We start from the raw sequence: 17,292 nt of genomic DNA on the forward strand, positions 1-17,292 counted from the left end.
GACCCTGCCATGGCCGTGCTTCTCCTCGTCATCCCGATCGCCCTCGGCCTCGGCGGCCTGGGCCTCGGCGCCTTCCTGTGGGCGCTGCGCTCCGGCCAGTACGACGACGTCGAGGGGGCCGAGCTGCGAGCCCTGTCGGACGACTGAGCGCCGGCCATGGTCCTCCCTTGCCCACCAGCGGAAAACAGCCCCATGACCGACGCGACCGCCCTCTCGGAGACGATCCGGCTCGACACGACCGTCGCCGCCTTCCTGGCCGACCGGCCCCTGCGGGGCGTGAGCGGCAGCTTCACGGTGGCGAGCGCGTGCCACCGCATGCGGGATGACGGTATCGGCGCCCTGGTGGTGGTCGAGGCGCACCGCCTCGTCGGCATCGTCACCGAGCGGGACGTGGCGGTGCGGGTGATCGCCGGCCACCGCGACCCGCACCTGACCCTGGTGCGCGAGGTGATGACCCGCGATCCCCGGACCATCGCCGCCGAGGCGAGCCTCGCGGACGCGCACGCGCTGATGCGCGTGGGCGGATTCCGCCACCTCCCGGTCATGCGCGGCGGCGAGGTGGTCGGGATGATCTCGCTGCGCGACATCCCGCCCGGGACGGCGCAGGCCCCCGGCGCGCCGGCCGGAGCCCCGACGGACCCCGCTTGAGCAAGATCAAGGCGGCCCGCGCCGGGCCGGACCACGATACCGCAAGACAGGGTCCAAGGCCGCCATGCCCGCTCCCACGGGACCGGTCCTCGTCGTCGACGACGACGAGGCCGTCCGACGCTCGCTCAAATTCGCCCTCGAGCTCGAAGGGCTCGACGTGCGCCTCTACGAGGATGCCGGCCAGCTGCTCGGCGAGGCGGGGCTTCCCCGGTCGGGGTGCCTCGTCGTGGATTATCACATGCCGGGCATGGATGGGGTCGAGCTGGTCGGGCACCTGCGTGCCCGGCGCGTGAGCCTGCCCGCCATCCTGGTCACCGGGCGCCTCACCGAAGATCTGCGCCACCGCGCCGCGCGGGCCGGCTTCCGGCAGGTGGTGGAAAAGCCCTTCGAGGACGGATCGCTGCTCTCCGGCATCCACGATGCGCTGTCCGCCTCGGCGTGAAGACGCACCGGGCACCCCCGCGTCGGCCAGCGGCTGACGATACTGCGCGGTCCACCCGGGTCTCGATCCCGGTCACCGCCGCCGAGATGGGGAGCGGCTCATGCTCCGGAGCGTCACCGGGATCGGGTCGTGTCGAACAGGCGTGACGGACCGCGCCTCGCGATCGGGCCGTGTGGCAGGCGGTCCGCCTGTTTCAAGGGAGCGGACCGACGCTCAGTGGCGGGAGCCGCCGGACGTCATGCCGCGACGCTTCTGGCCCCTCGGCCGGGACGGATGCTTGCCGTTGCCCATGTTGCGGACGGGGGTCACCAGGGAGTTGCCGTCGATCGTTGCGCTCGTGCCGGTCTGCCCGGCGCTCGGGGCGGGCAGCGGCGCCGCGGAGGCCGGGATCGACATCAGGACGGCACCGAGAATGCCGGCGCTTGCCGTAACGGTCAGTCTGGAGACGGTCATGGGCTCTGTCTTCCTCACGGGCTCGTGATGCTTCCCGCCGGACAACGACGATCCGACCGCCGCGTTCCCCGCGCGGGCGTGGCCTGTTCCGACGGGTTCCCGACGCGCAGGCTCGTCGGGCCGGGTAAGGCCCGACGCCGGGACCGCCGCATGCCGCCGCTTGATGACACGGACCTGTGCCGAAGCGTGCTTCGTACGCAGATCGCGGGAGCGGACGCTGCGGCGCAGCGCGACGGTGAAGGCCCCGAGACCGTCCTGCATGGCCCGTCGCCCCCATGCTAAGCCTGGCGGACAGGCAGTGCCGCGTGGTGACAGTCGTCGATGAAAGCCATTGCATCGGTTCCGAACCGCGTCGTCAGCGCGATCCGACGGTCGTTCCGGCAGTTCCTGGCTCTGCCGCTCGCCACGGTGATCGGTTTCGTCGGCCTCAGCGCCCTGGTCTATCTGGCGGACGGGTCGTGGTCCGGCGACCGGGCGCCCCACGGCTTTGCCTGGCTCGGGGCCCTGACGGGGGATCGCGCGGCCCTGGGCAGCCTGCTCGCGACCGTGGCATCGAGCATCGTCACGGTCACCTCGATCACCTTCTCGCTCCTGCTTCTCGCCGTGCAGCAGGGCGCGGGCGCCCTGACGGCGCAGGTCACCGACCAGTTCATGGCGCGGCGGACCAACCAGCTCTATTTCGGCTACTTCGTCGGCCTGTCGGTCTTCGTGCTGACGACGCTCGTGACCAATACCGACTACCACCGCCCGGTCTTCGCGGCGGCGCTCAGTCTGTTGCTCACCGCCCTGGCGCTGTGCCTGATCATCGTGATGATCTACAACACGATCGACCAGATGCGGCCGGAACAGATCATCCAGTTCATCCACGACAAGGTGCTCGAAGCGCGCGGCACGGATCTCGACGTGCTGGCGGCGACCCGCAGGACGACGCGCCGCGACTGGGCCGACCGCGCCCTCGTCCGCTCCCGGGAGAGCGGCTACGTCGTCGGGCTCGACCTCGCTCGGGTCGAGACGGCCCTGGAGCGGCACGGCGACGTCGAGGTCGAGGTCCTCATCGCCCTCGGGACGTATCGCGCCGTCGGCGACCCGGTGTTCCGGCTCCGGTGCGGCCCCGGCGTCGTCCTGGACGCGGAGGCGCAGGAGCGCATCGCCGAGGAGACGCTCGCCGCCTTCGCGTATGACGACGGGCGCGATCTCCAGACGAGCACCGCCTACGGCCTGCACCAGCTCGCGACCATCGCCTGGACGTCCGTCTCGACCTCGAAATCGAACCCCAATCCGGGCCTCACGGTGATCCAGGCGCTGCGGGACATCATCGCGCAGTGGAGCCGCGGCGAGATCGAGATCCGGGGCGATGACGGCGCCCGCATCGTCTACGGCGACGCCGCTCCCGTCATCGCGACCGACGCCCTCGAGGCCGTGATCGTCGTCGCCTCCGAATCGATCCAGTCCCAGACCCTGACCGAGGCCGTCGCCACGCTCGCCATCCTGCTGCGCCACGTCGAGGCGCCGACGGCCGGGAGACTGGCGGATGTCGCCCACCGGGCGCTGTCGAGCCTGGGCGAGCACGTCCTGACGCGGCAGCTCGAAGCCGCCCTGCACGACCTGGCCTCGGCCTTGGAGGAACGCGGCTTCGGGAGCGTGGCGGAGGAGGTCGCCAGGGCATCCGCCGCGCTTGCGGGCAGCCTGGGCAAGCTGAACTCGCGCTCGACCCGGGTGCCCGGGACGACGTCGTAGGGCAGCCCCCGCCATTCGGTGGAAGCCCGCATCGGACCGACGCCGCACGCTTGCGTCCGAGACCCTGTTTGACCGATCGACATACTCTATCCTACCAGCAACCTCATCCTGAGGTGTTAGTCGATTGGAAATCGACTAACCTCGAAGGAGGGATCCAGAAGTCTCCGAGATCACTCGATCCCTCCTTCGAGGCTCGGCGATCTTCGATCGCCTCGCACCTCAGGATGCGGTGAAAGGGTATGATAACCCAAGATCGCTGCTGGTATTTGCCAGTCATAATCAAGCAGGCTCTCCAAGTTTTTGCCGTTACTTCGCGACGGAGGCGCTGCCTTGGCGATGACTTCGAACGTCCGCAATCCCCGTGTCGGCGAGCTGGCCCGGCGCCGCAAGACCGGGACCACCGAGGCCGTGATCGGGACCTTGGCGAAGCCAGGCCCCCCCGGTCCATCACCGATAAGGACGCGTTCGGGCCTAAGGGGAATCCCTTACGCGTCGAACCGGAATGTCGCCGCCGTCCTCGATCGCCTAGCCATGGACCTCGTCAAGACCGCCCGAACGATCGCCCGACGAGGCATCCGATGCAGCTCGCTCTCGCCACCGCCGGCCTCGGCCCCGCGCTGAACCCCGGGCCCGTCCACGCCCATCTCCATCCGGAGGAGCCGGGCGCGCGCCGCCGCGTCGAGGCCGACGAGGAGATCTACGCCGAGGGCGACCGCCCGCTCCACTTCTACAAGGTGGTGTCGGGCGCGGTGCGGACCTACCGCCTTCTCAGCGACGGGCGCCGGCAGATCGACGGCTTCCACCTCCCGGGCGACATCTTCGGCCTCGAGGCCGGCGACGAGCGCAGGACCGGGGCCGAGGCGGTGGTCGACACGGTGCTCACGGCCCACCGCCGGAGCGACCGGGCCGCGCTCACGGGCGATGCCGGGGCGCTGGCGTGCGAGGTGGTGGCGGCGATGCTGCGGGCGCTGGCCCGGGCGCAGGATCACATGCTGCTGCTCGGCCGCAAGACCGCCAGGGAGCGGGTGGCGAGCTTCCTCCTCGGCCTCGCCGAGCGGGCGGGGGCCGACGGCGTCCTGGCGCTGCCGATGTCGCGGGCCGACATCGCCGACCACCTGGGTCTCACGGTCGAGAGCGTCTCGCGCACCTTCACCCAGCTGGAGCGCGACGGGCTCATCGCCCTGCCGGCCCACCGGCGCGCGGTCGAGCTGCGCGACCGGGCGGCCCTGCGGCGCCTCGACGGCTGAGGGCGCCGGGGGCGGACGCCGCGCCCGGTTTTTGCTATCCACGGCGATCCGATCCCGCGTCGCGCCCTTCGGCCCGCATGACGAAGCCCGATTCCACCGCGATCCCGCCCCCCGACGCCGCGCCCAACGCCGAGGAGCTCCGCCAGACGCTCGAGGAGGTCGGCATCTGCTTCTGGTCGCTCGACGTGCCGACCGGGCGGATCTCGGTCTCGGCGAGCGGGGCGCGGCTGTTCGGCGTCCCGCCCGATCGGCTCACCACCTTCGAGGCGACGCAGGCCCTGGTCCACCCGGACGACCGCGAGGCCCGGGCGGCGGCGATCCGGCGCGCGCTCGACCGCGGCGGCAGCTACGAGGTCGATTACCGGGTGGTGCGCCCCGACGGCCGGAGCGACTGGCTGCGCTCGCGCGGGACCATCGAGATCGACCCGCAGGGCGGGCCGGTGCGCCATCGCGGCGTGGTGTTCAGCATCCATGCCCAGCGCCAGGCCGAGACCGAGCTGCGCGCCCGCGAGGCGCATCTGCGCTCGATCCTCGAGACGGTGCCGGACGCGATGATCGTCATCGACGAGGAGGCCCGCATCCAGTCCTTCAGCGCGACGGCGGTGCGCCAGTTCGGCTACGCGCCGGAGGACGTGGTGGGGCAGAACGTCAGCCTCCTGATGCCCGAGCCCTATCGCAGCCGGCACGATTCCTACATGGCCCGCTACCTCGCCACCGGCGAGCGGCGCATCATCGGCATCGGCCGCGTCGTCGTCGGCCGGCGCAAGGACGGCTCGACCTTCCCGATGGAGCTCGCGGTCGGCGAGATGCGCTCGTCGGGCGCGCGCTACTTCACGGGCTTCATCCGCGACCTCACCGAGCGCCAGCGCACCGAGACCCGGCTGCAGGAGCTGCAATCCGAGCTCGTCCACATGTCGCGCTTCACCGCGCTCGGCGAGATGGCCTCGACGCTCGCCCACGAGATCAACCAGCCGCTCACCGCCATCGCCAGCTACCTCAAGGGCTGCCGCCGCCTGCTCCAGCGGATGGAGGGGCCCGAGGTGGCGATGCTCGCCGACGCGGTCGGCCAGGCCGCCGACCAGGCGCTGCGGGCCGGCCAGATCATCCGCCACCTGCGCGAGTTCGTCGCCCGCGGCGAGGGGGAGCGCCACATCGAGGGGCTGCCCAAGCTCGTCGAGGAGGCGAGCGCGCTCGCCCTCGTGGGCGCCAAGGAGCGGGGCGTCCACGTCACCTTCGCGCTCGACCCGCAGGCGCCGCTGGTGCTGGCCGACCGCATCCAGGTGCAGCAGGTCCTGCTCAACCTGATCCGCAACGCCATCGAGGCGATGCAGGACGCCCCTCGGCGCGAGCTGCGCGTCACCAGCCGGGCCTTGCCCGGAGAAGGGCTCGTCGAGATCGGCGTCGCCGATACCGGGCCGGGCCTCGCGCCGGAGGTGCTGGAGCGGCTGTTTCAGCCCTTCGTCACCACCAAGGCGCACGGGATGGGGGTCGGGCTCTCGATCTGCCGTACCATCGTGGAGGCGCATGGCGGCAAGATCCTGGCCGAGTCGCGCCCGGGGCAGGGGACCTGCTTCCGCTTCACGCTGCGGGCGGTCGAGACAGGGGAGCTGGACGATGTCGGGTGAGGTGCCGGTCGACGTGGTCGACGACGATCTCGCGGTTCGTCAGTCCCTCGCCTTCCTGTTCGCCTCCGACGGGATCCCGGTGCGCCTGCACGACTCCGCCAGGGCCTTTCTCGCCGCCCCCCCGCAGGCCGCGGGCTGCATCGTCACCGATGTGCGCATGCCGGGCCTCGACGGGATCGAGCTGCTGCGCCGCCTGAAGGCGCAGGGCGACGGGCGCCCGGTGATCGTGATGACCGGCCACGCCGACGTGCCGCTCGCCGTCGCGGCGATGCGCGAGGGCGCGTTCGACTTCATCGAGAAGCCGTTCGACGACGAGGTCCTGCTCGCCGCCGTGCGCGCCGCCCTCGACAGCGGGCGCCGGGCCGCCGAGCGCCACGCCGCCGTCGCCGAGACCGGCCGGCGCATCGCCGCGCTCTCGGAGCGCGAGCGCCAGGTGCTCGACGAGCTGATGGCCGGCAGCCCCAACAAGGTCATCGCCCAGGCGCTCGGCATCAGCCCGCGCACGGTCGAGATCTACCGCGCCAACGTCATGGCGAAGATGCAGGCCGGCAGCCTCGCCGAGCTGGTCCGGATGGCGCTGATGGTCCGGCCGGGCGGGTAGGAAGCCCGCCCGGCCCGCGCGTGCGACGGCGCTTCACCGCCCCCGGGCGGCGTCGGCCTCCTCGTTCCAGTCGAGGGCGGCGTAGGTGTCCCTCAGCGCGCGCTTGAGGAGCTTGCCGGCGGTGTTGCGGGGCAGGTCGTCCTGGAACAGGATGCGCTTGGGGACCTTGAACGGCGCCAGGCCGGCCCGGCAATGGGCGACCAGCTCCTCGGCGTCGACGGCGGCGCCCGGGCGGCGCACCACCACGGCGGTCACGGCCTCGATCCATTTCGGGTGGGGCAGGGCGATCACGGCGACCTCCGACACGCCGGGATGGGTGAACAGCACCTCCTCGACCTCGCGGCTCGCCACGATGGTGCCGCCGGTCTTGATCACGTCCTTCACCCGGTCGACCACCGTGATGTAGCCGGCCTCGTCCATGATCCCGACATCGCCCGAATGGAACCAGCCGCCGCGGAACGCCTCGCGGGTCTCCTCCGGCTTGTCCCAGTAGCCGGCCATCAGCTGGGGCGAGCGGTGGACGATCTCGCCCCGCTCGCCGGGGGCGACGTCCCGCATCGCGTCGTCGACGATCCGGGTCTCGACGTTGAAGACCGGCCGGCCGCAGGAGGCCGGGCGCGCGTCGTGCTCCTCGGGACGCAGGACGGTGGCGAGCGGCGCGATCTCGCTCTGGCCGTAGCAATTGTAGGGCTGCGCCCCCGGCAGCCGCGCCCGCAGCTCCTCCAGGACCGGCACCGGCATGATCGAGGCGCCGTAATAGACGTGGCGCAGGCTCGTCAGGTCCCGCGTCGCGAAGTCGGGCGAGCGCAGGAGGCTGATCCACACCGTCGGGGGGGCGAAGAACGAGGTCAGGCGGTGCGCCTCGATCAGCTGCAGGCAGGTCTGCGGCGCGGGCGCCTCGATCAGCACCGTCTCGGCCCCGGCCAGCAGCTGGGGCATGGTGAAGGCGTGCATCTGCGCCGTGTGGTAGAGCGGCAGCGCGGCGAGCGCCCGGTCGTGCGGCCCGAAATCGAGGGCGAGGATGCAGCTCTGGTACTCCGCCAGCAGCCCCCGGCTCGTCATCATGGCGCCCTTCGGCGCCGCCGTGGTGCCGGAGGTGTAGAGGAGCTGCACCACGTCGTCCTCGGCGAGCGGCACCTCGACCGGCTCGGCGGGACCGCCGTCGCCCGCAAGGTGCAGCACGTCGAGGCCGGTCCCGCCGAACAGGGTGCCGAACCAGGGCGCGGCGGAGGCGCCCAGCGCCTCCCGGGCATTCCCCTCGAGGGCCGGATCGACGATCAGGCAAGCGGCGCCGGATTGCTCGACGACGTAGCGCAGCTCGCGCCCGGTGAGCGCGTAGTTGACCGGAACGTGGATGATCCCGGCCCGGGCGCAGGCGAGCCAGAGGATCAGGTAGGCGTCCGAGTTGCGCCCGAGCGCGCCGAGCCGGTCGCCGCGCGACAGCCCCGCCGCCAGGAGCCCGGCGGCGACCCGGTCGGCGGCGCGGTCGAGGGCCGTGAAGCTCCAGCGTCGATCGGCGAAGGACAGGGCGTTGCGGTCCCGGTAGCGCCGCGCCGCGCGGCGCAGGGCGTCCGAGACCGTGTCGCGCCGGGCGCGGTCGGCCTCCTGCATGTCCTCGTGTGCCATGGCGCGGCGTCCCTCCGGTTTTCGGTGTTTGTCGCTCCTTGTCGCAAGGTCGTGCCGCCAAGTCACGCCGGTGCGGGCGCCACGCGGGCGGCGACGTCGAGCCGGTGCGTCGGCATCCCCCGAACGCACGAAAACCGCCGCGGCCCGGCGGGGCGGCGGCGGTTCGGGACGCGTTGGGGCTGCGGCTTACTTCAGCCAGCCGTCCACGGTGGCGCGGTTGGCCGCGATCCACTTGGCGGCGGTCTCGGCGGGCTTGGCGCCCTTCTCCTCGTTCTCGGCCATCACGGCCTCCTCGTCCTTGATGCCGAGCTTGAACTTCTGGAGGATGCCGTAGACCTCCGGCATGTCCTCCTTCAGGCCCTTGCGGGCCAGGGTGTTGACGCTCTCCTCGCCGCCGAAGACCTGCTTGGGGTCGGCGAGGTACTTCAGCTGGTAGCGGGCGAACATCCAGTGCGGCGTCCAGGCGGTGACGACGATGTCCTGCTTGCGGCGGATCGCGTCCTTGAGCGCGCTCGTCATCGTGGCGTCGCTGCCGTCGAGGAGCTTGACCGGCAGGCCGTAGGCCTTGATCGCCGCCTCCGAGGTCTTCATCACGCCGGCACCGGGATCGATGCCGATCACCTTGCCGTCGACCTCGGCGGCCTTGGTCTTCAGGTCCTCGATCGAGTTCAGCGGCGAGGTGGCGGGCACCGCCCAGCCGATCTTGGCGCCCGTCACGTTCGGGCCGATCAGCTCGAGCCGGTTCTTCAGCTTCTCGTAATAGGCGCCCTGGGTCACCGGCAGCCAGGCGGCGACGCTGGCGTCGGCGTCCCCGGTCGCCACGGCCTGCCACATCGCGGCGGCGGCCAGCGGGATCGCCTTCACCTCGTAGCCCTTCTCCTCCAGGGCGAGCTTGAGGATGTTGGTGGCGACCACCGCGTCGGCCCACTCGACATAGGCGAGGCGGACCTGCTTGCCGGCCGCCTCGGCGGGCGTCTGGGCGAGCGCGAGGCAGAGGACGACGCCGACGGTGGATGCGCGCATCGAGGGACCTTTCTGGACGAGCAGTGGCGAAGGGGCTTGAGCAAGGGGGCTTGGAAGAGAGGTCAGGCGGTGCCGTGCGGGCGGGCGCGGGCGGCGAGCGCCTGGGTCGCCCGGTCGAGGATCACCGCCAGGATGACGATGCCGATGCCGGCCTCGAACCCGGCGCCGGCCTCCAGGCGCTGGATCGACTGCCACACCACCCGGCCGAGGCCGCCGGCCCCGATCATCGCGGCGATCACCACCATCGAGAGCGCCAGCATCATGGTCTGGTTGACGCCCGCCATGATGGTCGGCAGCGCCAGCGGCAGCTGGACCTTGAAGAGCTTCTGGGCCGACGACCCGCCGAAGGCGTCCGAAGCCTCGACGAGCTCGGCCGGCACGTTGCGGATACCGAGCGCCGTCAGCCGGATCACCGGCGGCACCGAGAACACGATGGTGGCAAAGCAGGCCGAGACCGCCCCGAGGCCGAAGAACGGCAGGGCCGGGATCAGGTAGACGAAGCTCGGCAGCGTCTGCATCATGTCGAGGACCGGCGAGAAGATCCGCCAGGCCCGCCGGCTCAGCGCGAACCAGATCCCGACCGGGATGCCGATGACGAGGGCCGCCGCGGTCGCCAGGATGACCAGCACCAGGGTCTCGACCGTCGCCTGCCACAGCCGCAGGTTCCACAGGAACAGAAGGCCGAACAGGGTCAGGAGCCCGACCCGCCGGCCGCCGATCTTCCACGTGGCGAGCGCCGCGAGCGCGATCACGATCCAGGGCGGCACGGCCACGAGGGCCGAGGTCAGCGCGTCGATCCAGTCGGCGACGTGGCGGCTGACCGCCCGGGTCAGCCAGCTGCCATGGTCGGTGAGCCAATCGAGGCCCTCGTCGCTGAGCGTGTCGAGGGGGAATTTGGGGATTGTCCAGTCCATCGCTCAGCTCCTGCCGGCTCGGAGGAAATCGCGGCCTCGGGGCCGCCGGGGACGGATCCGCCGGCGCCCGGGCGGGCCGAGAGGGCCCGCACGACGTCCCGGCTCGTGAGGCTGCCGACGAGGCGCCCCTCGGTGTCGATCACCGCGAGCACGCCCTCGGCGGCGACCCGGCCGAGGAGCCCGGCAAGGCCGGCTCCGGCCTCGACGGTACCGGGATCCCGGTCGAGGAGGCTCGCCAGGGTCTCGTCGGGGCGGGCGGCGGCGAGGCGGGCGGCCGGCAGGCGGCCGGCGAAGCGGCCGTCGGGCCCGGCGACCAGCCAGGCCTCGCCGCCACGCCCGGCCAGCACCGCCCGCGCCTCGGCGGCCGTCTGGGTGGGGGAGAGGACCGGGGCGGTCCCGTCGGCCACCTGTCCGGCGCGCAGGACCGCGACCCGGTCGATATGCGCGACGAAGCGGGCGACGTACTCGGTGGCGGGCGCCGCCACGATCTCCTCGGGCCGCCCGGCCTGGACCACCTCGCCGTCCTTCATCAGCACGATGCGGCCGCCGAGCGCGATCGCCTCGTCGAGATCGTGCGACACGAACACGATGGTCTTCTTCAGGGTCTTCTGCAATTCGCGCAGCTCGGCCTGCATGTCGCGGCGGATCAGCGGGTCGAGGGCGCTGAACGCCTCGTCCATCAGCAGGATCTCGGCATCCGCCGCGAGGGCCCGGGCGAGGCCGGCCCGCTGCTGCATGCCGCCCGAGAGCTCGTTCGGATACTTCGCTTCCCAGCCCTTGAGACCGACGAGCTCGATCGCCCGCATCGCGCGTTCGCGCGCCTGCGCGGCCGGGACCTTCTTGATCTCGAGGCCGAAGCCGACATTCCCCAGGATGGTGCGGTTCGGCAGCAGCGCGAAATGCTGGAAGACCATGCCGAACATTTTTTGGCGGAAGGCCAGCAGGTCGCGGCGGCTCAGCGCCGTCACGTCGGTGCCGTCGACGACGATGCGCCCGCAGCTCGGCTCGACGAGCCGGTTCATGCAGCGCAGCAGGGTCGACTTGCCCGAGCCCGAGAGGCCCATCAGGACCAGGATCTCGCCTTCCGGCACCTCGACGGCGACGTCGCGCAGGCCGACCACCGCGCCGCAGAGCGCGGCGATCTCGGCCTTGCTCTTGCCCTGGGCCATCAGATCCATCGCCCGGGCCGGGTCGTGACCGAAGATCTTGCCGATGCCCTGCAGAGTGATGCGGCCCATCTGCTCACGACTCCCCGGGAGTGACGCAATCCCCGATCGATCACCCGGCACCGCCGGCGACGCGGTGCCTTCGATCTGGGATGATGAAAAGCTAGTGGGGCCGCACGGGAGGGCTTGTCGCGCGGCGACGCTTTCTGCCGGAAAAACGACCCTTGTGGAACGCGACAACCTCATCATGCTTGTGCAGCGCAATATTGGCATCGTCGACGGCACGGGTGATACTGTCTTGTGCAGATGCTGACTGCCCTTTCGGCACATCGGCCGATATGACCTTGCGTCATTTCCGCGGGCCCTTCCTTCCTCGTCGATCCGCGACCTCGATCCGGCATGTGTCGGGGCGGTCCGCCGAGCAACCGTCCCGAACCCGCCTGCGGCGCATCTGCGACGGTCCAGAGATGCGCATTCTACACCAATGCTCATATGCCGAAATAATTACTCGCACAAACACTTGGAATTTGATTATTTATATATCCAACAATCGTTAAATTTTTTCTTTTACGCTCGCAATCAGTCGATACGATCTGCGGAGATCATATGAAAATTGATAAAAAAATCTAGAAAGGCGTGTCTCGGCCACAATCATGACGGACGATCGAAAATATGTTTCCCAGAACACAACCTTGACACCGGCCGCAACTCGGTATGATTTTGCATCACGGATCAATTTTGACCGACCCGGAAACCGGCCGCTTCCGTCGTCTTGTCGTCGAGCGGTGAGATCTTGTGCCGATGCGGGCAAGACCACGAGCCGGGACATCGAGAATCCCGGGGGAGCCATGCCCGAACGTCCCGTCTACGAGGTCGGCCTGGTGCTGGCCGGTGCCATCTCGGCCGGTTGCTACTCGGCCGGCGTGATGGACTTCCTGATCGAGGCGCTGGACGGCTACTACGCCGCCCGCGACGCGCCCGGCTGGGACGGCCCGACCCACGACGTGCGCGTGCCCGTGCTGGCGGGCGCCTCGGCGGGCGGCATGACCGCCGGCATGGCGGCGTTGCACATGTTCCGCCGCCTCGACCACGTCCAGCCGGCGGCCCCGCCGCCGCCCGAGCCGCAGAACCGGCTCTACGCGAGCTGGGTCCGCGACATCGCGATCGAGCGCCTGCTCGAGACCGGGGACCTCGACGGCACGACCGGCCTCCGGTCGGTCCTGTGCAGCGCCGTCCTCGACGACATCCTGGGCCGCGCCTTCGCGATCGATGGACCGCCCGTCCGGCGGCCCTGGATCGGCCGGGGCGGGCGCGAGGCCTTGCGGGTGATGCTGACGCTGACGAACCTGCGGGGGGTCCCGTACTCCTTCGGCCTCGTCGGGGCGGGGGCGAACCGGGCCTTCGGCATGACGAACCACGCCGACGTCGCCTCGTTCGAGCTGGGCAGCGGCCGGGCCCCGACCGGCGATCCCTGGCTCGACGTGACGCGGACGGACGACCCGGCCTGGGACTTCTTCAAGGTCGCGGCGCTCGCGACCGGGGCCTTCCCGGTCGGGCTCGCGCCCCGCCACGTCAGCCGGCCGGGCGCCGAGCTCCTGACCTGGGGCACGGTGGGCCGCCTCGACGCCGATGGCCGGTTCGTGGTCATCCCGCCGGATGACCGCTACGACGTCAAGGGCACCGCCCGGTACTGGGCGGTCGACGGCGGCACGATCGACAACGAGCCGCTCGAACAGGCGCGGCGCTACCTCACCAACGGGTATCCGGACGAGCCGGCCGGCGACAGGGCCCGCCGCTCGGTCGTGCTGATCGCACCGTTCCCCAACTACCAGGCCCTGCCGGCCGACCCCGTCACCGGCACCCTCGCGACGGCGCTGCCGGGCCTGTTCTCGGCCCTGATCAACCAGGCGCGGTTCAAGCCCGAGGAACTCGCCCGGGCGCATGACGGCTCGGACTTCTCCCGCTTCATCGTCTCGCCGGTGCGCCAGCGGGCGGACGGCGAGCCGGTGATGTTCCCGATTGCCAGCGGCGCGCTCGGGGGGTTCAGCGGCTTCCTGCACGAGAGCTTCCGCCGCCACGACTACCTCCTCGGGCGCCGCAACGCCCAGGCCTTCCTGCGCTGGAACTTCGTGCTGCCGGCGACGAACGACCTGTTCAAGGGCCCGACCATCGCCGAGCATTGGAAGGTGCGCGACGCCAGCGCGGCGACCGGCTCCGTCGCCCCCGGCGGCGAGAGCGGGTTCAGGGTTCGGACGCTCCGGCTCGACGGCGGCCCGCCGGAGGGCGTGGCGCTCTATCCGATCATCCCGCTGACGCCGGAGCTGCAGACGCCGATCGAGATCCGAAAGGCGGACCGGGCCCGCCCCGAGGATGTCCGGCAGGATCTCCTGCGCGGCGACCTGAAGCGGCGCATCGAGAAGGTGGTCGCGACCCTCGTCGACATCGACTTCCGCAAGGAAACCGACGATATGGGCGTGATCTTCGGCTATCTGGCGCGCCAGGGCGCCAAGACGTTCGGCGTCGGCGTCGCCTCGCGCAAGGTCGACGCGATCGTCGCGAGGACGATCACGGCGTTGAAAGCCGATTTTCCGGCGCACGACACCGACGCACCCTGACGTTCAAACGACCAGGTGCAGCAGATGGGCCGGGCGCGATCGCGAACCGTCCTGACGACAATCCATTCGAGTGGAGACGACGAACGTGGGAACGGGGCGCCTCGCCAAGATCATCGTCGGCCTCGTCGCCGTCGTGCTGATCGCCGTCGGCATCGGCTTCAAGATCTACCGCGACAAGCTGTACGTCGCGCTGCCCGACTATCCACCCGTCAAGGCGGCGCGCTGGCTCGGCCACGCCTGGTCGAACGACGAGCAGGACTGGTACCACCACGCCGACCAGGGCACGCAGACCCTCAACATCCCCTACGAGTGGTTCATCGCCCTCGAGCAGCCGCGCCTGACGCTGGTCGGCGATGTCGGCCGGCTCGCCGATCCCGCCTATCTCGACCGCTACGGCTTCATCCCGGGCGCGACGCGCGGCGGCGAGATCCAGCTGCCGATCGGCTTTGCCCGGGGCGGCGACAAGGCCAGGGACCAGGGCACCATGCTGCTGCCCGACGGCCAGCCCTGGCTCAACCCGCGCACGGGAAAGCCGACCCACAAGATCGGCTTCACCTGCGCGGCCTGCCATACCGGGCGCCTGACCTATCGCGAGACGGCACTCCTCGTCGATGGCGGGCCGGCGCTCACCGATCTCGGCAAGTTCCGGCAGGGTCTCGGCCTGTCGGTCCTGTTCACCAAGTACGTGCCCGGCCGCTTCGACCGGTTCGCCATGAACGTGCTCGGCGAGGATGCGAGCGAGGCCGACAAGGCCGCCCTGCGCGCCCAGCTCGACGCGCTGTGGGACCGGCTCGACGCGGTGCGCAAGCTCGACAAGAAGGTCTCGTCGGCGACGGTCGACGAGGGCTACGGCCGGCTCGACGCCCTCAACCGCATCGGCAACACGGTCTTCGCCCTCGACCTCGACGACGCGTCCCGCGAGGCGAACTACGCCGCCACCACCGCGCCGGTGAACTTCCCCCACGTCTGGAACACGTCCTGGTTCGACTGGGTGCAATACAACGCCTCCATCGAGCAGCCGATGGTGCGCAATGCCGGCGAGGCCCTCGGCGTCTCGGCTCCCGTCAACCTGACCGATCCGGGGAAGGGGCTGTTCGCCTCGCAGGTGCATGTCGAGAACATCGCCCGCATCGAGAAGCAGATCGCCGGCGAGCAGCCGGACGCGCAGGCCGGCTTCACGGGCCTGCGCGCCCCGCGCTGGCCGAGCCTGTTCGCCGAGGTCGACACGGCGAACGCGATCGACCCCGACCGCGCCCGCAGGGGCGCCGGGCTCTACGGCGAGCTGTGCCAGGGCTGCCACCAGGCCCCGATCGGCAGCACGGCGTTCTGGAATTCCAAGGCGTGGCTGCCGCCGAACGCGTCCGGCCAGCGCTACCTCGTGGTCAAGACGCTGCCGATCGGCACGATCGGGACCGACCCGGCCCAGGCCGAGGACATGATCGCCCGGACGGTCGCCCTGCCGGCCCCGCTGGTGCAGGCGCTCAAGGACCGGCGCGAGGACGGGCCCGGCGACGTCGCGCTCGGCGAGCCCGACAAGGACGGCCGCTACGCGTTCGGCCCCGCCCTCGGCGTGACGGTGAAGCGCACGGTCGACCGCTGGTACGACACCCAGACCCCGCCGACCCCGACGCCCGACCGCGACAGGCTGAACGGATACCGCCCGAACGGCATCCAGGCGCCGGCCGCCTACAAGGCCCGCCCCCTCGACGGGGTTTGGGCGACGCCGCCCTTCCTGCATAACGGCTCGGTCCCGAACGTCTTCGCCCTGCTGTCGCCGGTGGCGGAGCGCCCCAAGAGCTTCACTCTCGGCCGGCGGGAATTCGACCCGGTCTGCCTCGGCTATCAGCTCACCGCGGTCGCGGCCTCGCGCAAGGACCCGCGCGCGTGCCTGAACGCCGAGGCCGGCGCCGAGGCCAACCGGCTCGGCGGCCTGTTCACCCTCGACACCGCGCAGCGCGGCAACCTCAACACCGGCCACGAATTCGCGGACGGCAAGGGGAAGGGCATCATCGGGCGGGCGCTCTCGGTCGACGAGCGCATGGCCTTGATCGAGTTCCTCAAGACCGACTGCATCAACGGCGTCGACCCCGACCCCGCCCGGGCCGCCGCCTCGACGACGCGCTGCGAGGCCCTCGCCTCCGCCGCGCCGCGGTGAGGCGCGAGCCCGGCCCAGGGACGTGGATCAGCCCTGGCCGGCGCAGGCGAGGTTCAGGAACTCGCGGAATGCCCGGGCGGCGGGGGTGAGCTCGGCCGTCGCCCGCCAGGCGAGGCCGACATCCATGGTCGGGACGTCGTCGGCGAGCTCGCGCCGCTCCAGGCGCTGGCCCTCCAGCGACCAGGGTCGGTAGACGAGGTCGGAGAGGATCGTCACCCCCATCCCGGCCGCCACCATGCTGCGCACCGATTCGACCGAGGAGGTCTTGAAGATCACCTCCGGGCGGTGCGGGCTGCGGGCCCAGTAGCGCCCGGCGGTGTCGCCGGCCTCGTCGACGGTGAGCAGGATGTAGGGGTTGCGGGCGACCTCGGCGAGGCCGACCCGCTCCTCGCGCAGGAGCGGGTGCTCGGCGGGCAGCCACAGCCGGCGCCGCGACCGGATCAGGGTCTCGCAGGCGAGCGCCTCGCGGGCCTCCAGGTTCGAGACCAGCATGACGGCGATGTCGAGGGCGCCGTCGAGGAGCGCCTGCTCGATCGCGTCCCGCGGCGCCTCGTGGAGGCTCAGCGTCACCCCGGGGAAGCTCGAGGCGAAGCGGGCGTGGTGGCGCGGCAGGAAGTAGCCCGCCACCGTGTAGGTCACCCCGACCCGGACCGTGCCGGCGACCGCCGCGCCCGCCGCCCGCGGCTCGCGCACGGCCTCCGCCACCGCCGCCATGATGTTGCGGCCATGCAGCAGGAACCGGCTGCCCTCCCGCGTCAGCGCGACGCCGGCGGCGTGGCGCTCGAACAGGCGAACCCCGAGCAGCGCTTCGAGCTGCTGCACCGCCGCCGTGACGGCCGATTGCGACACGTTCAGCTCGACGGCGGCTTGCGAGATGCGGCCGGATTCCGCCGCCGCGATGAAGTAGCGGATCTGCTTGAGCGAGATCGACATGCCCTGGCCCCCGTCGGCCCATGGGTATCGGATTTCTCGAATGCTGCCACGCAGATTTCCGATTTTACAATGGACGGGGCGGCTGCAACTCTCCGGACGCGTTCCGG

15 protein-coding genes are annotated in these 17,292 nt (G+C 71.1%); 9 read left to right on the top strand and 6 right to left on the bottom strand.

The window, feature by feature from the left end; genetic code table 11:
* Nucleotides 1-9 precede the first annotated feature (9 nt).
* The 3 genes from ccoS to miv_RS28200 all read left to right on the top strand — a co-directional run bounded on the left by ccoS (nt 10) and on the right by miv_RS28200 (nt 1,090).
* Nucleotides 10-147, top strand: coding sequence for a cbb3-type cytochrome oxidase assembly protein CcoS (gene ccoS / locus miv_RS28190; RefSeq protein ID WP_048428234.1), 138 nt, complete (start codon nt 10-12; stop codon nt 145-147).
* Between the two features lie 45 nt (nt 148-192).
* A complete protein-coding gene (locus tag miv_RS28195) occupies nt 193-648 on the top strand; it encodes a CBS domain-containing protein (protein WP_207180228.1) in 456 nt (151 codons plus the stop codon).
* A gap of 64 nt (nt 649-712) precedes the next feature.
* Complete coding sequence (locus miv_RS28200) at nt 713-1,090, top strand: response regulator transcription factor (RefSeq protein ID WP_048428236.1); 378 nt, start codon at nt 713-715, stop codon at nt 1,088-1,090.
* Between the two features lie 213 nt (nt 1,091-1,303).
* Here miv_RS28200 and miv_RS28205 read toward each other — a convergent pair whose 3' ends face one another.
* Nucleotides 1,304-1,804, bottom strand: coding sequence for a hypothetical protein (locus miv_RS28205; RefSeq protein WP_207180230.1), 501 nt, complete (start codon nt 1,802-1,804; stop codon nt 1,304-1,306).
* A gap of 60 nt (nt 1,805-1,864) precedes the next feature.
* Here miv_RS28205 and miv_RS28210 point away from each other — a divergent pair, with 60 nt between their 5' ends.
* The 4 genes from miv_RS28210 (at nt 1,865) to fixJ (ending at nt 6,753) form a co-directional block, all read left to right on the top strand.
* A complete protein-coding gene (locus tag miv_RS28210; protein ID WP_207180232.1) occupies nt 1,865-3,280 on the top strand; it encodes a DUF2254 family protein in 1,416 nt (471 codons plus the stop codon).
* 578 nt (nt 3,281-3,858) lie between these two features.
* Nucleotides 3,859-4,527: a helix-turn-helix domain-containing protein gene (locus miv_RS28215; RefSeq protein WP_207180234.1), complete on the top strand. Its 669-nt coding sequence runs from the start codon at nt 3,859-3,861 to the stop codon at nt 4,525-4,527.
* A 77-nt stretch (nt 4,528-4,604) separates the two neighbouring features.
* Complete coding sequence (locus tag miv_RS28220; protein WP_207180236.1) at nt 4,605-6,152, top strand: PAS domain-containing sensor histidine kinase; 1,548 nt, start codon at nt 4,605-4,607, stop codon at nt 6,150-6,152.
* On the top strand, nt 6,142-6,753 hold the full coding sequence (gene fixJ, locus miv_RS28225) for a response regulator FixJ (RefSeq protein ID WP_058618242.1): 612 nt from the start codon (nt 6,142-6,144) through the stop codon (nt 6,751-6,753). Before miv_RS28220 ends, fixJ begins: the two co-directional genes overlap by 11 nt.
* 33 nt (nt 6,754-6,786) lie before the next feature.
* Here fixJ and miv_RS28230 read toward each other — a convergent pair whose 3' ends face one another.
* The 4 genes from miv_RS28230 to miv_RS28245 all read right to left on the bottom strand — a co-directional run bounded on the left by miv_RS28230 (nt 6,787) and on the right by miv_RS28245 (nt 11,554).
* Entirely contained in the window at nt 6,787-8,379 is a 1,593-nt protein-coding gene (locus miv_RS28230; protein ID WP_207180238.1) for a fatty acyl-CoA synthetase, read from the bottom strand.
* 186 nt (nt 8,380-8,565) lie between these two features.
* Nucleotides 8,566-9,402 carry a glycine betaine ABC transporter substrate-binding protein gene (locus miv_RS28235; protein ID WP_207180240.1) on the bottom strand — a complete coding sequence of 279 codons (837 nt, stop codon included), beginning with the start codon at nt 9,400-9,402 and terminating at the stop codon, nt 8,566-8,568.
* Nucleotides 9,403-9,464: 62 nt separating this feature from the next.
* Nucleotides 9,465-10,316 (bottom strand): ABC transporter permease, encoded by an 852-nt coding sequence (locus tag miv_RS28240; RefSeq protein ID WP_207180242.1) that lies wholly within the window; start codon nt 10,314-10,316, stop codon nt 9,465-9,467.
* Nucleotides 10,232-11,554, bottom strand: a complete 1,323-nt coding sequence (locus miv_RS28245; RefSeq protein WP_207180245.1) for a quaternary amine ABC transporter ATP-binding protein — start codon at nt 11,552-11,554, stop codon at nt 10,232-10,234. Before miv_RS28245 ends, miv_RS28240 begins: the two co-directional genes overlap by 85 nt.
* Before the next feature lie 776 nt (nt 11,555-12,330).
* On the opposite strand from miv_RS28245, the gene miv_RS28250 reads away from it, so the two are divergent.
* A complete protein-coding gene (locus miv_RS28250; protein ID WP_207180247.1) occupies nt 12,331-14,097 on the top strand; it encodes a patatin-like phospholipase family protein in 1,767 nt (588 codons plus the stop codon).
* An 85-nt stretch (nt 14,098-14,182) separates the two neighbouring features.
* Nucleotides 14,183-16,252, top strand: a complete 2,070-nt coding sequence (locus miv_RS28255) for a di-heme-cytochrome C peroxidase (RefSeq protein WP_207180249.1) — start codon at nt 14,183-14,185, stop codon at nt 16,250-16,252.
* A gap of 27 nt (nt 16,253-16,279) precedes the next feature.
* On the opposite strand, the gene miv_RS28260 is transcribed toward miv_RS28255, so the two are convergent.
* Nucleotides 16,280-17,185 (bottom strand): LysR family transcriptional regulator, encoded by a 906-nt coding sequence (locus miv_RS28260; protein ID WP_207180251.1) that lies wholly within the window; start codon nt 17,183-17,185, stop codon nt 16,280-16,282.
* Nucleotides 17,186-17,292 lie beyond the last annotated feature (107 nt).

Source organism: Methylobacterium indicum (assembly GCF_017347565.1).
In the GTDB taxonomy this organism is placed as follows: domain Bacteria; phylum Pseudomonadota; class Alphaproteobacteria; order Rhizobiales; family Beijerinckiaceae; genus Methylobacterium; species Methylobacterium indicum.

What these genes read in the sequence shown, in the direction of transcription:
- miv_RS28205 (WP_207180230.1), bottom strand. Translation starts at nt 1,804, where the DNA reads ATGCAGGACGGTCTCGGGGCCTTCACCGTCGCGCTGCGCCGCAGCGTC.
- miv_RS28260 (WP_207180251.1), bottom strand. Translation starts at nt 17,185, where the DNA reads ATGTCGATCTCGCTCAAGCAGATCCGCTACTTCATCGCGGCGGCGGAA.
- miv_RS28240 (WP_207180242.1), bottom strand. Translation starts at nt 10,316, where the DNA reads ATGGACTGGACAATCCCCAAATTCCCCCTCGACACGCTCAGCGACGAG.
- fixJ (WP_058618242.1), top strand. Translation starts at nt 6,142, where the DNA reads ATGTCGGGTGAGGTGCCGGTCGACGTGGTCGACGACGATCTCGCGGTT.
- miv_RS28200 (WP_048428236.1), top strand. Translation starts at nt 713, where the DNA reads ATGCCCGCTCCCACGGGACCGGTCCTCGTCGTCGACGACGACGAGGCC.
- miv_RS28220 (WP_207180236.1), top strand. Translation starts at nt 4,605, where the DNA reads ATGACGAAGCCCGATTCCACCGCGATCCCGCCCCCCGACGCCGCGCCC.
- miv_RS28235 (WP_207180240.1), bottom strand. Translation starts at nt 9,402, where the DNA reads ATGCGCGCATCCACCGTCGGCGTCGTCCTCTGCCTCGCGCTCGCCCAG.
- miv_RS28245 (WP_207180245.1), bottom strand. Translation starts at nt 11,554, where the DNA reads ATGGGCCGCATCACTCTGCAGGGCATCGGCAAGATCTTCGGTCACGAC.
- miv_RS28195 (WP_207180228.1), top strand. Translation starts at nt 193, where the DNA reads ATGACCGACGCGACCGCCCTCTCGGAGACGATCCGGCTCGACACGACC.
- miv_RS28215 (WP_207180234.1), top strand. Translation starts at nt 3,859, where the DNA reads ATGCAGCTCGCTCTCGCCACCGCCGGCCTCGGCCCCGCGCTGAACCCC.
- ccoS (WP_048428234.1), top strand. Translation starts at nt 10, where the DNA reads ATGGCCGTGCTTCTCCTCGTCATCCCGATCGCCCTCGGCCTCGGCGGC.
- miv_RS28210 (WP_207180232.1), top strand. Translation starts at nt 1,865, where the DNA reads ATGAAAGCCATTGCATCGGTTCCGAACCGCGTCGTCAGCGCGATCCGA.
- miv_RS28250 (WP_207180247.1), top strand. Translation starts at nt 12,331, where the DNA reads ATGCCCGAACGTCCCGTCTACGAGGTCGGCCTGGTGCTGGCCGGTGCC.
- miv_RS28230 (WP_207180238.1), bottom strand. Translation starts at nt 8,379, where the DNA reads ATGGCACACGAGGACATGCAGGAGGCCGACCGCGCCCGGCGCGACACG.